The organism is Clostridia bacterium, assembly GCA_017410375.1.
Taxonomy (GTDB): Bacteria; Bacillota; Clostridia; order RGIG6154; family RGIG6154; genus RGIG6154.
This window is the reverse complement of the sequence record JAFQQW010000051.1, coordinates 97,079-116,487: the sequence shown is the minus strand read 5'-3', so window position 1 is coordinate 116,487 and position 19,409 is coordinate 97,079. Positions and strand designations below refer to the sequence as shown.

Sequence of the window (19,409 nt, the reverse complement as noted above, 5' to 3'; positions counted from 1 at the left end):
TTTCAGTTGAAAACATAGGTTGAGCATCCGCTTAGCCATCGGATGTAAATATTTTATAAGGAGTGAAAATGTTTATGAAATTTAGTAAAAGAATTGTAGCCGTATTCATAGGAGTTTGTGTGCTGTTTACAGTTATGCCTGGATTTGCGGCAACAGTCACAAAACCAAATGCATCATTGACATTACCTACTGACGGCACTTCGGTTGATATCATTTGTGAAGGTACAGGTGTCGGAAACAGTTGTCTAAGTCTTGTTATTTCAGCTGCAAGCGCTAATACGCTTGGACTTGATGTTACAAAACTTCAATCAAGAGTAGAAACTAACGGTTCAGCCTATGACGGTCTGGTTATTAGCGGAAAATTCAAAATTAAAAACACTGAGTATGATCCCGCTTTATCCAATGAAGCATCAAAGATTATGCATTATGGTGAAATCACGGAGTTTGAATTTAAAGATCTTGAAGTTGAAGCGTTGCGCGGTGGCGTAACACAAAACGGTGTTTATACAAGAGTAGTTTTGGAAGCAAAACCCGCAAATTTTGTAGAAGCTATTGTTTCAGGTACAGTTAAGAAACTTGACGAGGGCAAAATATCAGGAGATGAAACAGAGGCTGTTACTTTTACCGAAGCAGATTTTGTTACCCTTACAGCTGAACAGGAAGCTGAACTGGTTGGTGGATATGACAGATTGTCAGGTGGAGAACCGACAGGCTATGACTTTGTAGCTGTAAGCAATAAGGGCTATGATATTTCTCTTAGTGCGTATGCAGGAGAGGATTACAGTGAAGGCGTATCAGTTGAATCCGGCATTTTCCCTGAAGGAACATTGTTCTTCTCTGCAAATGCGATGGGTTCTACAAACGGAACAGTGGCAAATCTTACTTTTACAGGAAACTTAGCTACAGGACATTATATGGCCGGAAGTTTTATAGCACCCGCTACAGAAACATATACAGCGTTCGGTTTAAGAACAGTTTACAAGTCTGGTGCTAACCAAAATCGTGGTGCGGCAGCCAATATTAATGGTGTTGCTTTCAAGTTTGATAAATATTCAGTTGATACAAAAGAAGAATGGATGGGTGCACCTTCCTGGATGTGGGATGCAGCAAGCGGAACAGTTGAGCTTAAAAAAGGCGATGTGCTTATAGTAGAACAGTATAAGTATGATACTTATGACCGTTTGAGTGCAATTGCGTTGGTTCCTACAGAATATGTTGATACCATAAACCAGACGGTAGGTTGGGAATATGCTGCGGCGAATATTCCTACTCAGGCAAATTTGGACTTTTTATATGAAGCTACAACGACACCTTTGGTTTTACCCGATCCGGTTAATGCCACCATTAAGGTTAATGGCACAAATTATGATGTGTCAAGTATTGATGCTGATAGTATACTTACTGTTTCGTATACCGACTTTGACGGCGAAATTGTAGACAATGTAACTGTTGCGGATGCACTTGTCAAGGCAGGGGTTATCACTTCAAGCAATAAAAGCACCTATAATGCTGTCATTAATGTCAAACTCAATGGTACAACTATTACCAATTATGACAAATGGACGCTTTATGGCGGTGAAGAAATTACGGCAACATTCCCTGAAACTGTCGATGTAACAAATTTTTCGCCTGTTAAAATGTCAGATATCTTAAGTATCCATGGTAGCAGCGATGGTGGTATGAAGACTTGCTTTACCACAACATCATCGCTGAAAACAAGTGCTCTTTCTTTTGTCCATAACGGATCGGACTACGTTGATGACGCCTTGAAAGATGCCAAAGTGAGTGGTTATGCGGTGGTTAAAGCAGATTTTGAGAAAACTTATACCGACTCCTCGTTAGCCGGTGTAACAGTAACAATCCCTAAAGGTTCACGGGTTTATTTTGACGGCGCATATTACGACGGTACAGTTATAAGAAGCGGAACACACGGCGTTCAGATGTATGGTGTGACTTATGCGAACCAAGGCTCAACACCGTTACACGTAACACTTCCCGATGGAACTGTTATTAATCACCCCTACAGAATTCAGCAGGAGGGATATGATTTCTCCAATGTTTGGATTACAAACAGTTCTACTACATCTGAACTTAAGTCAAGATACATTGCTGAAGATAACAAATGGCAACTTTATACCGATGGTGGCAAGCATGTTTTTGTTGCAACATATAAAGTGGATGAGAATGGTAAGTTTGTTTCCATTTCTTCTGCAGAAGATGTGTATGTAACAGTAGGCAAGCCCTACTTTTTGACACTTAAAGATGATGAAAAAGCTATTGTATGGGGTTACACCCCCTATACAGGTGCAGGTACAGGTGGCACAACCATGGTTCCTATGACAGAGGTTTTGGTGAACCCTGTTGAATGAACGATAATTTTGTCTGCACCAAGGAAATGAATCCTTGTTTGCATGGCTCAGATAAAGAAATTCCCCTTACGCCTAAGGGGCGGCAAAGAGGTTGCTAGCCTTTGCTCGTAAAATATACTCAACCTTCCTTATCTGCGCTAAATATTATGAAAATTCAAACTTTTCTGTCCGAAAAACCTAACCAACTTTTCGGTCTTCCTAACCAAAAGACAGCGACGGAGAAATGTTGCAAGCTTCGTCACCTTGCACCGGATTTTCTTGTTTTTGACGGTACAATTTATACATAATCCATGATATGTATATCAACTAAAAAACAATCCGGCATTTTAATTTTCTTTGCACTTTTGCTTGTATTCATGCAAGGAACAATTCACCCTTATGTCAGAACTTTTTACGTGTTTATCTGTTGCATGTAAGAATCGGATTGCTTTAAAAGCAAACAGACAGAAAAGGGCAGCGTAAAGCTGTCCTTTTCATCCCTATTAATATTTGCCTGATTTAGTTTGAATAAAAAAATTACAATCGAACCGGATGTGTTCGATTGCTTTTTTATATTATTGGCTTTGTTTAGCGAAAAACATGCTTTCTGCTTTGTTGGGTGTACGATTATTTGCGTAAGAGTGGGGGCGGACATTGTTATATTTTATGGAATCAAGACTTTTCTGACAATAATGATATTTGAAACCGTACCTTTTAAAATGAAACCATAATTACTTAAATGAAACCGCACCTCTGAAAATGAAACCGTATTTTTGAATTTGAAACCATACGGGTTAAATATGAAACTTTCTATTAAAGTTGTGGTCTTTACCCACATAAGGACAACGGTTTTGATAGAATTGTTGTCCTTTTATTTTTGCCTTTATTTAAGCATTTTTCGGGCTTCTCATTATAATTTCATACACAAAAACACCGCTATCCGAGCGTAAAATTCCGGGTAGCGGTTATTTTTTTATATTCAAATCGTGAAATTTTAACAGTAATCGTGAAACTTTTATAGTAATCGTGAAATTTATGGGGTATTCGTGAAATTTATGGGGTATTCGTGAAATTTATAGGGTAATCGTCAAATTTTTAAGAAACCGTGAAATTTATGGTTAATCAGTCAAATTTATGGAGTAATCGTTTAAAGACTACATTTAACGAATATGTACTGAAAATCGACGAATAAGTCGTAAATGTTGATTTTTGATATAATATGTTGTATTCTCATAGTGGATAGTTCTATCCCGCAACTATCCAAAAATTTAAAAGGAGTGATAGGTATGAGAAAAATGATTGCATTGTGGTTAAGCATTGGGTTGCTATTAAGCATTCCAACATTATCCATTGCAGAATCAGATTTAAGCAACGATTTGATACTTGAAGAAGAAAATGCAGAGATAATTAGTGTCGAATCGGTAGAAAAAAGCACAGTATCAACAGATGGAGACATCCAAACTGTAACAAATGCTATTGTGCTAACAGGTAAAGACTTTAATGATGAAAATTTCACATATGACGCAAATGCGGGTGGCGCGTTTAACGGGAATTTTGGTTCTTATCTTTTGGTAACGACAGGCTCGAGCGCACGTTATACAAATTGTGATATTGTTATTCCTGAGTCAGGTATGTATTATGTAGGCGCCAGAATGAAAACAACGACAACACCTGTAACGCAGACCAACTACCACATGAACAGAACTATGCAGGTTTCGTTCACGCAGAATTCAGTTGAAAGTTTTGTAACAGGTAGCAATCCGTGGTCTGATGAGAATATGTATGATTTTGATAGCTGTGACATCAACGGACAAAACAGATATTTGTTTGGTTCTATGCGGGAATTTGTTACTGATTTACAGTCATACAATTACTTTGATGCAGTACCTGTTTATCTGGAAGAAGGACAAGCAACGGTTAATTTGTATGCGAATAGTTATTCTCGATTAGATTTTTTGGTTATTTCTGAGCAACCGCTTGTTAATGTGCAGACAAAAACAGAATATCAACAGACTTATGGTGTATTTGAAAATACTACATTTGCTTTTTTAGAAGAACCTGCTATATCTGTACAAGAAGGAAATTCTTGGTTAGAATACGAAGCAGGTCCTAACAAGCCGGTTGCTTATGAAATTTCATTTACAGATACTTATGGAACAAATTCTTATTCGACAAAAGAGCATAGCTTGAATTTAAGTTCATTATGTCGTCTTGAACCTGTAACAATTGATATAACGGCATGGGATGCATTCGGGAATTTTTTACAAGAGACAATTACATATAATCCCGGAAATGATAATTATGCGATTGTATTGAATGCTGAAACAGAATTTGTGACCGGGAGCGCGTTTACAGATAATATTCCGTCAGCGGGAATTGACTATATGTATTCTGCATATTCGTTCTCAAAAGAATCGGGCGGATATACTGTTTTAAATAATAACTACGGAGAACCTCTAAAGCATACAACAGAGATTTTTGTTCCTGTATCTGGGAATTATTATGTAAGTGCCAGAGCGTTATCTCAGAAGCAGGAGAGTAATGATCCCAAATTCGGTACATTTATGATTTCTTATTATGAAAATGGTGTCGAAAAGTATGTGCAGGGTGATAAGGCGGTTACGGAATCGGATCAATTATCGGATTATGACGACTATAATGCTCTTATGATAAACGATGAACCGAGATATTTGTTTGGAGCAAGAAGAAGCTATGTTACTGCTGAACATAAACCGCATATGTATACTGATGCTGAACCCATTTATTTGGAGCAGGGATTTAATACATTAAACATTTACGCATATCCCGGTGCGATTATGGATTTTATAATTTTAGCATCTCAACCCATGTCACAAAATATGAATGAGGCGATGTATGAAGCATCTGTTGGGGCAGTGCTGAATTATCCGTCACCCTATTATTCTAAATCCGGTTATCAAGTCGAAAATGAGGAAGTTGTTTTCGAAGTTGAAGGAACACACATAGACGGATATGCAGTTTATGGTATCGGAAGCAACGGCACTTTAGAAGTTTTTGGTTATTACGATGGTAATGTAACCGATTTTGTGGCAGAAGGATTATATGACAGTTCGTACAACTCAATGATATTTACAGCATTCAATCGTAGCGGGAAACGGGCAGAAGACCTTTTTAGTGTTCCATCATCCAAAACAACGATTTTACTTACACCGAGAAATAATTTTACAGTTCATCCGACAGATGCCGAGTTTTTTGGCGAGGATGTTTGGTTTGAAAGTACAAGCGGTTTTGGCGTGTATAATTCAAATTATGGAAATCCGATTATGCAAGCAAAAGACAAACGCGTAAACGATAGAAAACAAGTTGTGCGTATGACTGCAACTGTGCAAATTCCTAAGGATGGGCAATACGAAATTTCTGCCCGTGCCGCAAGTTCGCCAAATGTTCAAGATAGTCAAAAGGCGTTTGAGAGAGTATTTGGCATTACTGTTAAGCAAGGCGAGGGGGATGAAATCCCAATCACAGGAAAAAATAGTAATGATAATTTTGATATTACTTATGATAGGATTATAGGTGGAACAGACAACCTCTATAATTTATATGGCTTTGGCATGAAGCGTAATTTTTTGACATCAAATGAATATGCTTTTTATAATTATGATGAAGCGGAATCTGTTGCTTTGAAAAAAGGCCAAGCGACACTTACATTTTATGGGTATGGATATGCACGTCTTGATTATTTAACAATTACAGATTATGATATTATTCTGCCAGATACGCAAGAAGGGTATGATGCAACACTTGCAAAATACGAAGACATGAATTTGCCGTATTTTACCTTTGGCCCTTCGATTGTGCGAACCGAAGAAGGTATTAAAGTAAAAGTGACAGCGCAAGATCCGGTTGAGGGTGGTGCGAGAATTGAATTGCATGATGTATATAATGGAAATGATACATGTATAGCGAGTGCAGCAACTACATTAGAAGCAGTTTTGCCGTTGAATAGTGAAACTCAAAATCGTGAAGGGTATATTTTGCTGGAAGGTAACAATGGGTATACCAGAAAATACTATATCGATTTTTCAGATTTTTCAAGTGCCGAACATACATATAATCAGGGTGAAAAAACACTTTACTTTGACTACGAAACCGATAGAGATTATTATAAATTTCCTGTAAGTCGATTTGCTACAAAGTATAATATCACAATGTCTTCTGAAAACAAGGATGCAACATTTTATGTATATAAAAAGCATCAAGGAGAGTGGGAGAAAGTAGAGCCTGTAAACGGAGGATATTATACAGATGAAACAGATACCGACGTAACACATTTTTATATTAAAACATTTGCAGGACGAACTGCAACACCATATTATTTACAGGTGCTTCAAGACGTTTCAGTTGTTGAGGACGGCAGATTAATTAAATATGTAAAACCGGGTGAAAAAGTATATGTTTCGGTGACGGCAAAAGAAAAAGCAGAAGGTAAAACAGTTATGGTTATTGAATATGATGCGCATATGTTAGAGCTTACAGATGATGAAGTGGACAACATTATTCAGCATGTAATTCCGAATAATCATGGGGCAACTGAGGTTGTTGAGAACAGCGAAGGTATACTTAAAATTGAGTACACAACAGAGGAAGTTTTAGACGAAAGCTATTGGAGTGGTCTGGTTCATGTGCTAGAATTCACTTCAAAAGTAGAAGGTCATATTAATTTGAAATGTTATCAAGAGTGAGGAGGGATTATAAATGAAAAAATTTACAGCGTGGGTGCTTTCAGCATTAATGGTTTTTCAAATTGCACCAGCATTTGCAATTGAATCGGTTTCACAAAAAAGTGTAGTGCAAACAGTATATAGTGATGAACATCCTTTGTTGGTTATGGAGAACAACGTTTCTTTTGCGATGCAAGTTGCTGGGGTGGATGTCGAGACAATCGGAGCAACATATAGTGTTGAAGCAACAAGTGCCGAAACTGCAGATTTTGACCCGGTTGTTTATGAAGAACAACAATATTTGAATAGTATTTTAGGCGATAGAAGAAACCAGGGAGCAATTTTTGATAAATCGGGCAACAGCTATATAAACAGTGCTACTGGTGCATTGCACTATTCATCAACGGATTTATATTTGCCGGGCAAAGCTGGTTTGGACGTTTCTGTTAACCGCGTGTATAACAGTGCCTTACAAACTATTTCAAATGAAATGGGATCTGATTTTGATTACACAAACAACTCAAGTCGTTATCCTATTAATTATAAAACAAATAACGAAGTAGTAAATGAAAAATACTACCAATATATTTACACGTATTATCTGGAAAATAATACTACGCAACCAATATATGTTGTATTTAATAGCGAAACAGAAATGTTGTTGGCAGAAGATGAAAATCATAGAATATCTGTTTTAATGAACTATTCTGAGTATGGGCAAAATAATGTTTCCGGCATGACTATATTGCCTGAATCGAATCCATCATTAGATTCAAGCAGTATTTTATATATGTATGAGGACATTCAATCATCAGATGCGAACGCAGTTAAATTAGTGCGAAATACAAATTTGGGTGCAGTTTGTGCCGAAGTTTCTTATGAAACAAAAGTAGAGTTAATGAATGTTACAGATCCTGCAATGGGCACATCAATAGGTAATGGTTGGCGTATACAACTTCCTTTTGCCGAATGGGAAAACAAATATTTAGATGGGCCGATAAACGATAGATTTTATGTTGGAACAGCTCATTTCAGCACCGAAAAAGACGATGAACTTTACATTTCATATCGTCAAGATGCAGATTATGGGACGGTTACATATCAAAAAGTAACAACCTATACAAATAACGGACAGGTTAACGTTTTGAATGATTGGGATGTTGAATTTACCGATAATTTTGATTCGGAATATTATCGGGAGCTTCCGTATTGCGAATATAATGCGAAGGTAACAGACCCTGAAGGGACAAAACGTTATTACAATTTGTATGATCAACGAATGGTAGCAATAGAAGATCGATTTGGAAACTATATTACATACAATTTCTCTGGAGATAAGTTGTTAAATATTGTAGACACTTATGGACGTTCTATACGATTTAATTATAATGGAGATCTTTTGGCAAATATCACGGTAGGAAGTGTTCCTTACGATCAACAAACGGAAGAACAAGGAGCATTTGACGAAAACATAATTGTTACATATGAAACAATATCTGAAAACGATGCGATGGTCGATCCGGGTAATAATTTATATACAGATAATATCTACACTTTAAATGTGTATCGCGGAACAGAAACAAGCCAAGACAAAACGACATATACACATAAGCTTGTTCAGGACTTGGTAGAGTTTGGATATTCAGAAAATGCTACTCGTGCAGATTGGAAGATGTTACTTACCGAAGTTGAACTTTCAGATAACACTAAAAAAGTATACGAGTATGATACATCAAATGTATATTTCAATTATACCGAGCATGAAACAGAAAAACAGAAGGTTTCCAAAACATATTACATGTTTGATGGCGAAAAACAAATGGAAACAACCTATGCTTATAACAATCCACAGGAAGGAAAAATAACAAACGATGAAGAGTATACACATTATACTATAATCCAAAGTCCGAATGGTATACAAAAAGACATCTATGATTCTAAACAACGCTTGACGGAAAGTCGCGTTTTACAAGATGGAATTTTGACTAAAACGAACTATACATATGAGTCTGGTGCAGTGAATCCTAATTTAATTACCCGAACAGATTTGTATCAAATAAACGCAACATCTGTTGATGCTGAAGTGCCGGAGAACAGACTTCCCTATACAACAATAACCTCATACACCGGAGGATTGGATAAAATATGGAGTAAACGTGTTGCAGGCTATACCGAAACCTATACCTATGGCCCCTACGAACAACTTAAAACCCATACCGTAAATGGCGGTACATCAAACAGAGCGGTAAATCTTACCACAACCTATACTTTCAGCTCGGACGGCAAAACCCCTGCATCCATGACGGTAAGCGGTACCGACCTGCGTTCAAGAACACAAAGCTATACCTATAATGCGGATGGCACATTGGCATCTGTTACTTATGATGAAGATGAAGGCACCACAACCTATACCTATACCTATCCGGAATTAAATACCGAAGCGAACAACTTAAACGACTATAGCTTAATTGTAAACACAGCAACCACAGGCTTCAGAGCCGTTTCGGACCATACCACCTCCGAAACCTACGATATGTTAGGCAGAGCCGTTCGCGCAACCGATGCCAATGGCAATACCCATACCACCACATACAATATTTCGGGTGATGTGCTGTCTCAAACCAATTTAACCTTAAACAGCACAAGTCTTTATAGCTATGATTATGAAAACAACATCATCATCGCCACCGACTCCAACGGCAACCGTGTAAAACAAATCTATGACGGACTGGGTCGGTACACCGCAAGCTATGCATTAGATGGCGAAACCTGGGTACAAATGGACGAAGTGACCTATGACAACCGTGGCAGAATAAGCACAAACAAAGTGTTTGAAAATACCGATGGCGACTATACCAAAATCGAGTACACCTTTAACGACGGCGGCAAAATCTTAGAGCAGAAAGAGTTCTATAATGACGAGTTAAAGGCAAAACAACAGTATACCTATACCTTGTTTGACATTGCTTCGGATGACGGCACCCATACCGGCACCCAAATCAAAACCCGAACCTATAAAACCAATAATCAACATTTTGATGTAACGCAAAAGTATAACGAACTCGGGTTTATGACTTCACAAACTACACCCGACACAGGTACAACCACCTATACCTATGACAAGATGGGTAATGTCCTTTCGGTTGCCGACGAAAAAGGAACAGTTGCAACCTATACCTATAACGGTGTCAATCAGCCGCGCACCGTAAAAGATGCTTTAGGTAACACAACCACCAATTACTATGATGCCTATGGCAATATGTACGCCACACAGGCTCCCGACGGCTTTATTATGAATTATGCCTACAATCCCCGTAACGAATTGGTTTCTCAGGCTTATGACGAGGGCGAAACCACCGTTTGGCATAACTATTGGTATGACGGAAACGGCAATATGATTAAAGAAGGCTATCTTACAAACCCCTTTGGAGAAGCAAACGAAGTTTCCTATATCCACTATACCTATGATGCCAATAATAACGTAACAAAGGTAAGCCAAAACAACAAGGGCGATAGCACCGAGGTCAACTATACCTATGACAAGGGCGGCAGAATGCTCACCCAAACGGTAGGCAATACAGGCGAACAGTCTACCACCACCTATACATATAACTTCCTCAATCAGCCTGTTACTGTAACCGATGCTTTGGGCGATAGCGTAACCTATGTGTATAACTTAGACGGCACCGTAAAATCCATGACAGACCGTAAGGGCATCAGTACCGCCTATACCTATGAGGGCGCAAACCGCTTAACCCAAAAAACGGCTGGCAACTTGACAGCAACCTATAATTATGATATGATGAATAATAGAGTAGGGGCAAGCATCACCCAAAACGGAACGCAACAAACAAGCTCTGCCTATACCTATAATAGCTTGGGTTGGCTCACCAAAGAGGTAACAGACGGCGTTACAAAAAACTATACCTATGATAAACGCGGTAACCGTTTGACCTTCTCTATGCCAAACTATAGCTTGTCTTATGTGTATGACAATGCAAACCGCTTAACAACTGTAAAGCAAGGCAATAATGCCATTTCAAGCTATACCTATGATGTAAATAACAGATTAACCAAATCTGTACTGGGCAACGGCGTAACCACAGATTATACCTATAACAATGCCGGTTGGACAACCAATGTAACCGCTTCTAACGATACAGATGTGCTTTCCAATATCAGCTATACTTACTTTACAGACGGCAATGTGGCAACCAAAACCGAGGACGGTGTAACCACCGCCTACACCTATGACGGTGTAAACAGACTGAAAACAGAAACAGTCGGCGATATTGACATGACTTATAGCTATGACAGCCGTGGCAACCGTACAGCTTTATCTGTAACGGGCGAAGAAAGTTTTACAGTAATAAACACCTTCGACAAAAACAACAAACAACTGACAGGCAGTAAGATGTATACTGCAAGTGAGGTAGAGGAATTAACTTCCTATAGCTATGATGAGAATGGCAACCTGATGTCTGAAATAACCGAAACTTATACATCCAAAGACGGAACAACACCTACAGAAAGTGAATTGACTGCCGACTTCTGGACACCGCAACAAGTACCCAATGTTGCACATTACGAGTATGACGATTTTAACCGTTTAGTAGAATTTAGAGGAAAAGGGACCGAGCAAGCAACATATACTTATACTGCGGATGGTTTAAGAAATAGCAAGACAGTAAATGGAAAAACCACCAACCAAATTTGGGACGGCATGAATTTGGTTAAGGATGGTATACAAAACTATTATTATGGTCTTGACTTAATCAGTAATAATTCACAGTACTATGTCCATAATGCACATGGTGATGTTGTACACTTAACCAATAGTGCAGGTGAAAGTGTAAAACACTATGAATATGATGGCTTTGGTGTGGAACGAAATATAGACACCAACGACACAAATCCCTTTAGATATTGCGGTGAATACTACGATGCGGAATCCGACTCCATCTATCTCCGTGCACGCTATTATACCCCCAATACCGGTAGATTTACACAGAAAGACACCCATTGGAATCTTGATAACATGATTTATGGAGAAAAACATAAAGATGTAGATAGTTCCTTTGCACGCATACCTGATATAAATTCCGTACTGCAAAGTGCTAACGTATATGTTTATGCACTGAATAATCCAATAACATATGTTGATGTTACTGGAGAAGAAGCATATGGAACGGGGATTTCGGCATCTGCGGCATTTGGAATTAAACTCAATATTCAAATTATGTTCGTTTGGGATGACTATGGTAACAAAGGAATAATAGTATTTGGTGGTGTTGGTGCAGGCACACCCAATGCGTCTGTTAGCGGGACAATAGTTATCAATTCTGCAGATACTATATATGATTTAGAAGGAATGTCAATATCAGCAGGTGGGTCAGCGGGATATGTAGGAGGAGACTTCGATACATCTAAAGGCGGGAGTGTTTCGGGAGGAGTTAGTGTTTTGCCTGCTGAATTACATGCTGATATAAATTTTGGAAAAATTCTTTGGAGTTGGTGAATTTATGAAATATATAACTAATTTTAAATCGGAGACAGAACTATTAGAATATTTGAAGTCAAATGCTCAAGAAATGAAGCCTTTCTTTTTTCAAAAAGGGTTATATTTCAAAAAAAATAATAGCTATGTATATCTTACTTATGTGAATAATACTTTACAACATCCGTTTCGAAGAGTTTTTAAATGTAAAGCACAGAAAGAAAACGATAGTATTGTGTTAGACGGGAACTTTAAATTCAAAACTATTCCAATGATATTTTTTCTAGTAATTTTATCTGTTTTGTTGTATGGTAATTGGTCATTATTAGGAGCAACAACTCTTCTAAATCAAGAAAAGGCATTAGTGCAGTTTATCTTCATAGTTTTATATCTCGTTATTGCGTTGCTCATGTTCAGTGGAAAATTGTTTTTCGGGAAAGAAGAAAAATGTTTAGTCGAAATAATAAAAAAATGGTGACTTTCTAACGAAGATAGCCTAAAAGTTTAGACCAAAAATTAAACATTAACTTGCTTGAGAATGAGTTCGGTATTGTGCCGGACTCATTCCTTTTACTATGATGCTTATGGCAATATGTACGCAACACAGGCGCCAAACGGCTTTATTATGAATTATGCCTACAATCCCCGTAACGAGTTGGTTTCTGAAGCTTATGACGAGGGCGAAACCACCGTTTGGCATAACTATTGGTATGACGGAAACGGCAATATGATTAAAGAAGGGTATCTTACAAACCCCTTTGGAGAAGTAAACGAAGTTTCCTATATCCACTATACCTATGATGCCAATAACAACTTAAAAAAGGTAAGCCAAAACAACAAGGGCGATAGCACCGAGGTCAACTATACCTATGACAAGGGTGGCAGAATGCTCACCCAAACAGTAGGCAACACAGGTGAACAGTCTACCACCACCTATAAATATAACTTCCTCAATCAGCCTATTACCGTTACCGATGCCTTGGACGATAGCGTAACCTATGTGTACAACTTAGATGGTACCGTAAAATCCATGACCGACCGCAAGGGCATCAGCACCGCCAAACCTGTGAGGGCGCAAACCGCTTAACCCAAAAAACAGCAGGCGACTTGACAGCAAACATATTGTTCACAAAAAATAAGGCTACTATGGTAGCCTTATTTTTATGCTTAAACTGACGAATAGGTACTGAAAACCGACGAATAGGGAACAATAGTTGACATTTAACCAATTGTTCGGTAGTATAAACTTAAGAAAATATATTTGTAATGGGAAAGCTTATGAAAACAAGTAAAGAAAAACGGATTCAAGAAAAATTACTTTATAGAGAACCAATGCAGGTAACAAAAAAAGTAGAATATGGTAATGGATACGTATACCCGGTTTGCCCACGCTGTCAATGCGCTTTCAACCGCGAATACCAAGCATACTGTGACCGCTGCGGCCAGTGCTTAAAATGGAAAGGATATGATAAAATTAAATTAAACTAATGTATAGAACCACGACTGCCACCGGGCGGTCTATTTTTATATTTACACATGCTTTTGAAACAAATAGGCACTAAAACACAACGAACGCGCAATAGCTATTGACTTTAGAGGAGCACTTATATAATATATAAAGTGGTAAAGCGAATGATGTTTTAATATAAAAATTAATTATTGGAGGATATATTATGAACTGGAAAGCAATAAAAGACTATGCGGAAGTGTGGGGCGTTTTAATAGCATTTGCAGGATTGGTTTGGGGTGTTGCAAAGGATTTGTTTGTACCTAGATGTGTTAGGATGAGACGAAAAGAAATAAAGAGAATTGCAACTGAAAAAATGAGAGAGTTAAAAAATGAAGAGTTACTATTCAATATGAGAAACAATAGACTTTTTTTTCATAAAAATATTTTTTTTAAGTCAATTGTGTTAAGAAATCAACAAAGCGAAAAGAAAGTTTCTTCAAAATTTATTAGATCATCTTATGTAGTTACGGGGGGACCGGGGTGCGGGAAGTCCTCATTTCTGAAGGATGTTTTCAGGAGAAATTTAATAAAGTGGTGGTTTTCAAGAAAAAAAGTTGCATTGTTCTTGGATGCACATGATATTTATAATGAAATAATGACAACTGATAATTTTCTTAATTTAGTCACAGATGCATCTTTATCGAAATTGATATTATACCTTGATGGGGTAGATGAAACTATAGAAAATGCAGCACAATTTGAGGACTTACTAGAAAGATTAAGAATAATAAATAGAGTGACAAAAAAGCTTATAATACGCATTTCTTGTCGTCCAGATTTTGTAAATATAGTAACGGCAACTCAAAATGCTTATGATTTTAAGTTTTATGAAATTGATACATGGAACGAAGAAAATTTGAAAAGATTTTCGTTAAAAATTTTAAAACACATAAAAAATCATATTAAAGAAGATTATGATGATATGGTTGCATATTTCAAAAAAGCTGTAGATTGGAAAATAATAGATTATAATCCTCTTATGTGTAAAATGTTGATAAGTATAAAACTTTATAATGAAAGCTATGAATTAACCCAAAACAAGTTTTCTTTTTATGAGACTTTTGTTGTGCAACTTTTTAGAATTTACTATGCTGAAAAAAATATTGAACACAATATAGATAGTGATATAGCTTGTTTATCAAAGGAAACATACGACTCATATTATTTAGGTGGTGTACATAATATATCTCGGAATGAAGATTTAGCTGTTTTTGAAGTATTATTAAAAGAGAAATCTGGTGAGTGGATATTTAAACACGATACTTTTTATGAGTTTTTCGTAGCGTATTATTTTTTGAAGAATGTTTTTGATCTATCTAATGGTGCAGTGAAGGTTTTGGCATGTGAATATACGAATAAAATTGCCGATTTTATTTCAGATGGTTTACTATTGGAGAAAATATCGGATTGTATAAGTGGATTCGTTAATATTTATAGCTGTACATTTTCACAAAAAATCTATACAAAATTTAAACAGGAATTTACTCAATTCTGCCAGGAACAAAAATATATAAATGTAAAAAAACAAATTAATGAACTTAGGCCAAAACATTTTTTCAAATTGAAATATACCATTATATTTAGATTGGGACGATTGAATTCCGAAGACATTAATATCAAAAAATTCCTAGAATTTGTATATTATAACGATGACAATATTATTAATGCAGAATGTCCAGACTTTGATAAGGCGTATAATCTGATTGTGCTTAGAAGATGTTGTGCGATTAGTTCGTCATTTATGGGAGGTGAAAAAATAGAACTTGATTATGTTTCGCACATGCTAAAATGTTGGGGAAAGGAGTATATTGAGAACTATGATTTGGTTAATCGCTCACATACTCTTGTATATTATGGTGATGTTATAACGCAAGAAAATGATGTGATTAATTTTAAAGACGATACTTCATATCCTTGTGAAAAATCATGCAAAAAAAGAATATCGAGATTAGCACAGCTTAATGTTGATAAAACTTTAAGTGAGATGTTATCCAAAGAAAAGAGGATATACTATTTTCGGTTATTTGATATTGCAACATTATACACTTTTATAGCAAGTCGAGGGACTAACATCCGACTTACGCTGCATGATAAAGAGGTTATAAAGAACTTCAAAACAGATTTTCGTGGAGCATCAAAACAGAGAACAAAGACGTTAAAAAGTATAAAAAAAGAAACTGTAAAACTGTTAAATAATAGTGAACATCAATTGCAGAATAACATGAAGAATTTTGGATGATTTAAATTAAACTGCAATATGGCAGTTTAATTATGCTTAACAAATAAAAGGACTACACAAGGTAGTCCTTTTATCAAGTTTTATTAAGTCATTTATTTATTATATGTCGCATGATTTGATGTATGCACGAATGATATCCATCAAACAATCCGCCTGCTTACGAGTTAGCTGATTAAGAGATTCATGTAAAACCGTTTCTACATCATGAACTGTCGTGCCGAATAACAGGTGATCGGCACTGACATCCAGTGCTTCACAAACGTTGACAAGTTTTGGGATGGATAATCCGCAATAACCCCGTTCAACGTTAGATAAATGTGTTCCGTTGCATACGCCGATCATTTCCGCGAGTTTCTCTTGTGAAATGTCTTTTTGAGTTCGTATTTCTTTAATTCTTGCACCCAGTGCAATATTTAATGCGTCATCTTTTTGCATATTATCGCCTCTCTTTTACTACTACTATATAGTATATATTTTTTAAATATAATTATGAATATTGTACTACATAAATAACTTTTAGTAGTACCATTGACTTTTTTGTGTTTTTTTGATATACTGAACAAAAAAATAAAGGAGTAACTATGAACAATTTACGTTTTTTAAGAGAATTGACCGGTGTGACAGCAAAAGAACTGTCTTCTCTTTTAAATATAACAGTACATACATATTATGGGTTGGAAAAGAACCAACGAGATATCTCATTGGTGTATGAAACGATGTTTATGCGTATATATCGTATTCCGAAAAAAGAAATTTATTGTCCCGAGAATGTAATCTCCGCAGAAACTCTAACCCGACTCAAAGAATTATCTGGTATGGATGCGGACAGGCGATACAGTAGTATCGTATATAATTTATGTGGGCAAAAAAACATCAAAATGACGTACGCAGTTGTTGCAAAAATAAAACAAGAAATTGAGCAGCAAATAAAAAGAATGGAAAAGTGCAAATAAAATCTTCTTTCGAACTGAAAGAAGATTTTTTTTGTTTTTAGTCGAATTCTATGGTATAATATGGTAAAGGTGGTGAGCGAATGAGGATAGCTATTTGCGAAGATGCGAAATCCGATCAAAAAGTGCTACTTGATTTGTTGTCGGGTACAAAACTTCTTGAAGGTGCACAGTATTTCTTTTTTGATAACGGACTTGCTCTTTTACAAAGTTATAAGGCCAAAGAGAAATATGATATTATTTTTCTTGATGTAGATATGCCTATGTGTGATGGTATAGATGCCGGGAAAAGAATTAGCAAAGTAGATAAGGATGTCATAATAATCTTTGTAACCAGTTATCCGGAATTTGCTATTGATGCGTATGACTGCAACGCTTTTCACTATTTGTTAAAAGGATGCAGTTATGATAAAGTTTATGAAGTTGTTTACAAAGCCGTAGAACGATACAAAGAAGGACACAGGCAAATAGTTGCTCGCGCTATGATTGGGATGGTAAACATAAATGTTACAGATATTAATTATGTAGAATGTTATAAACGGCATGTATTATATCATACTGACCAAAAGGTTTATGATACTCTTGGTACGCTACAAGATGCTATGGACAAATTAAGGCCACATGGTTTTTATCAGACACACCAAGGTTATATCGTAAATTTCAATAAGGTGCGAGAATTTGAAAAGAATGATGTGATCCTGAAAAACGGAGAAAAAGTAATGATGAGCATTCGCAAGCGCATTGAAGTAATGCAAGCTTATGCGGAGTATATAAGAAAGGTGATTTAGTAATGATGAGTGTGATTCATTCTATAATTTTAGCAATTATATGTTCTGCCATGATGTTAGGGGCAGCAATAATCTTTTTTGGTGCTTTTGCACCCCGCAAAAACCGAAGAAATGTTATTGCAGTTAGTTGTATTTTTATTCTTTTTAGTATTTCTTTAGCATTTGTGAAAAATGTTTTACTGAGAAGTGGTATAATGCTTACTTGCTTGTTCAGTATTACATGTTTTTACCAATTTAGAGCATATAATAGAATTTTGTATACTGTTTTGTTCGCGGGCATTTCCTCGGCCTTGGAATTTATAGTTGGTTTATGTATGCAAATTATACTCAGGATAGATGTTGCTACCATCAAAGGAGATATGCTATATACATACATGGGTTCAATTCTGTCTAATAGTTTAACTTTATTTTGTTGCTACATTATCTTTCAAGCTAAACATAAAACGCTATTTGGTCGTTTTAAACTGAAATATTTATCAGTATATTTGTTACCGATTGCAACTTTCCTTGTAATACTGTTTGAGTTTTATGCATGGCGTTTTACAAACGAAGTGTCTTTGCAAGTAATCGGTGTTATATGTATTTTTCTTTTGGCAATTTGCAATTTACTCATTTTCAAAGTGATAGATAGTATGTACAATTCAATATATGATGAGAATAGAATTTTGTGGGCTGAATCATTAATTAAACAACAAACAGAGCAATACACTTTAATGCTTGACAAAAATAATGAGATTGTGAAAATGCGACATAACCATAAAAATTTTCTGCTTGGAATAATATCAGAGTTAAATAATGACAATGTTGAAAGTGTTAAAGCTAGAGCAAAAGAAGAACTTGAATTTTTAGATGATTATAAAAAGAATGTTTTAACCGGAAACAGTGTTGTGGATACATTGATGAATTACAAGATGGAAGAGGCAGGCAAGTTGAATATAGCAGTAAATTTTGCACATAAAAATTTAAGTGAAATAAAGATTTCTTTAATTGACTTTTCAATCTTGATAGGGAATGCTCTTGATAATGCTATTGAAGCGTCTGCGCGGTTGAAAAAGGTCGAAGATAAAGTAATTGATATAAGTGTTATACATAAAGAAGAAATGTTGATTATTACAATATCAAATGCAGTTGATGAAAACATAGATGTTCAACATTTGAAGACGAGCAAAAATGAAAAACTTCATGGTTTCGGAATTTCTACAATGAAAAGCATTGCAGCAAAATATAAAGGTGAAATAATATTGTCGTGTGAGAATAAAATGTTCGAAACGGTGATAATTTTAAATAATTCAGCAACGAATGTGTCGTGAAAATCGACGAATAAGCAATAGATGTTGAGAAATTTGTAAATAAATGGTATTTTGTATTTAACAAGAT

General features: G+C 36.1%; 10 protein-coding genes. 9 read left to right on the top strand and 1 reads right to left on the bottom strand.

From position 1 onward, the window contains the following. Nucleotides 1-176: 176 nt before the first annotated feature. The 6 genes from IJE10_07550 to IJE10_07525 all read left to right on the top strand — a co-directional run bounded on the left by IJE10_07550 (nucleotide 177) and on the right by IJE10_07525 (nucleotide 16,294). Nucleotides 177-2,369 (top strand): hypothetical protein, encoded by a 2,193-nt coding sequence (locus IJE10_07550; GenBank protein MBQ2967954.1) that lies wholly within the window; start codon nucleotides 177-179, stop codon nucleotides 2,367-2,369. A gap of 1,265 nt (nucleotides 2,370-3,634) precedes the next feature. Continuing rightward, nucleotides 3,635-7,069 carry a hypothetical protein gene (locus IJE10_07545; GenBank protein ID MBQ2967953.1) on the top strand — a complete coding sequence of 1,145 codons (3,435 nt, stop codon included), beginning with the start codon at nucleotides 3,635-3,637 and terminating at the stop codon, nucleotides 7,067-7,069. A 13-nt stretch (nucleotides 7,070-7,082) separates the two neighbouring features. After that, entirely contained in the window at nucleotides 7,083-12,566 is a 5,484-nt protein-coding gene (locus tag IJE10_07540; protein ID MBQ2967952.1) for an RHS repeat-associated core domain-containing protein, read from the top strand. A 4-nt stretch (nucleotides 12,567-12,570) separates the two neighbouring features. Beyond that, on the top strand, nucleotides 12,571-13,023 hold the full coding sequence (locus IJE10_07535; protein MBQ2967951.1) for a hypothetical protein: 453 nt from the start codon (nucleotides 12,571-12,573) through the stop codon (nucleotides 13,021-13,023). A gap of 114 nt (nucleotides 13,024-13,137) precedes the next feature. After that, entirely contained in the window at nucleotides 13,138-13,632 is a 495-nt protein-coding gene (locus IJE10_07530) for a hypothetical protein (protein MBQ2967950.1), read from the top strand. Nucleotides 13,633-14,218: 586 nt separating this feature from the next. Continuing rightward, nucleotides 14,219-16,294, top strand: coding sequence for a hypothetical protein (locus IJE10_07525; GenBank protein MBQ2967949.1), 2,076 nt, complete (start codon nucleotides 14,219-14,221; stop codon nucleotides 16,292-16,294). A gap of 99 nt (nucleotides 16,295-16,393) precedes the next feature. On the opposite strand, the gene IJE10_07520 is transcribed toward IJE10_07525, so the two are convergent. Continuing rightward, nucleotides 16,394-16,729, bottom strand: coding sequence for a helix-turn-helix transcriptional regulator (locus IJE10_07520; protein ID MBQ2967948.1), 336 nt, complete (start codon nucleotides 16,727-16,729; stop codon nucleotides 16,394-16,396). A gap of 146 nt (nucleotides 16,730-16,875) precedes the next feature. On the opposite strand from IJE10_07520, the gene IJE10_07515 reads away from it, so the two are divergent. The 3 genes from IJE10_07515 (at nucleotide 16,876) to IJE10_07505 (ending at nucleotide 19,342) form a co-directional block, all read left to right on the top strand. Further along, nucleotides 16,876-17,247: a helix-turn-helix transcriptional regulator gene (locus tag IJE10_07515; GenBank protein ID MBQ2967947.1), complete on the top strand. Its 372-nt coding sequence runs from the start codon at nucleotides 16,876-16,878 to the stop codon at nucleotides 17,245-17,247. An 80-nt stretch (nucleotides 17,248-17,327) separates the two neighbouring features. Further along, entirely contained in the window at nucleotides 17,328-18,032 is a 705-nt protein-coding gene (locus tag IJE10_07510; GenBank protein MBQ2967946.1) for a response regulator transcription factor, read from the top strand. Between the two features lie 2 nt (nucleotides 18,033-18,034). Beyond that, the gene (locus IJE10_07505; protein MBQ2967945.1) at nucleotides 18,035-19,342 is read left to right on the top strand and encodes a GHKL domain-containing protein; all 1,308 of its coding nucleotides are present in this window, start codon (nucleotides 18,035-18,037) and stop codon (nucleotides 19,340-19,342) included. The last annotated feature ends 67 nt before the right edge of the window (nucleotides 19,343-19,409 follow it).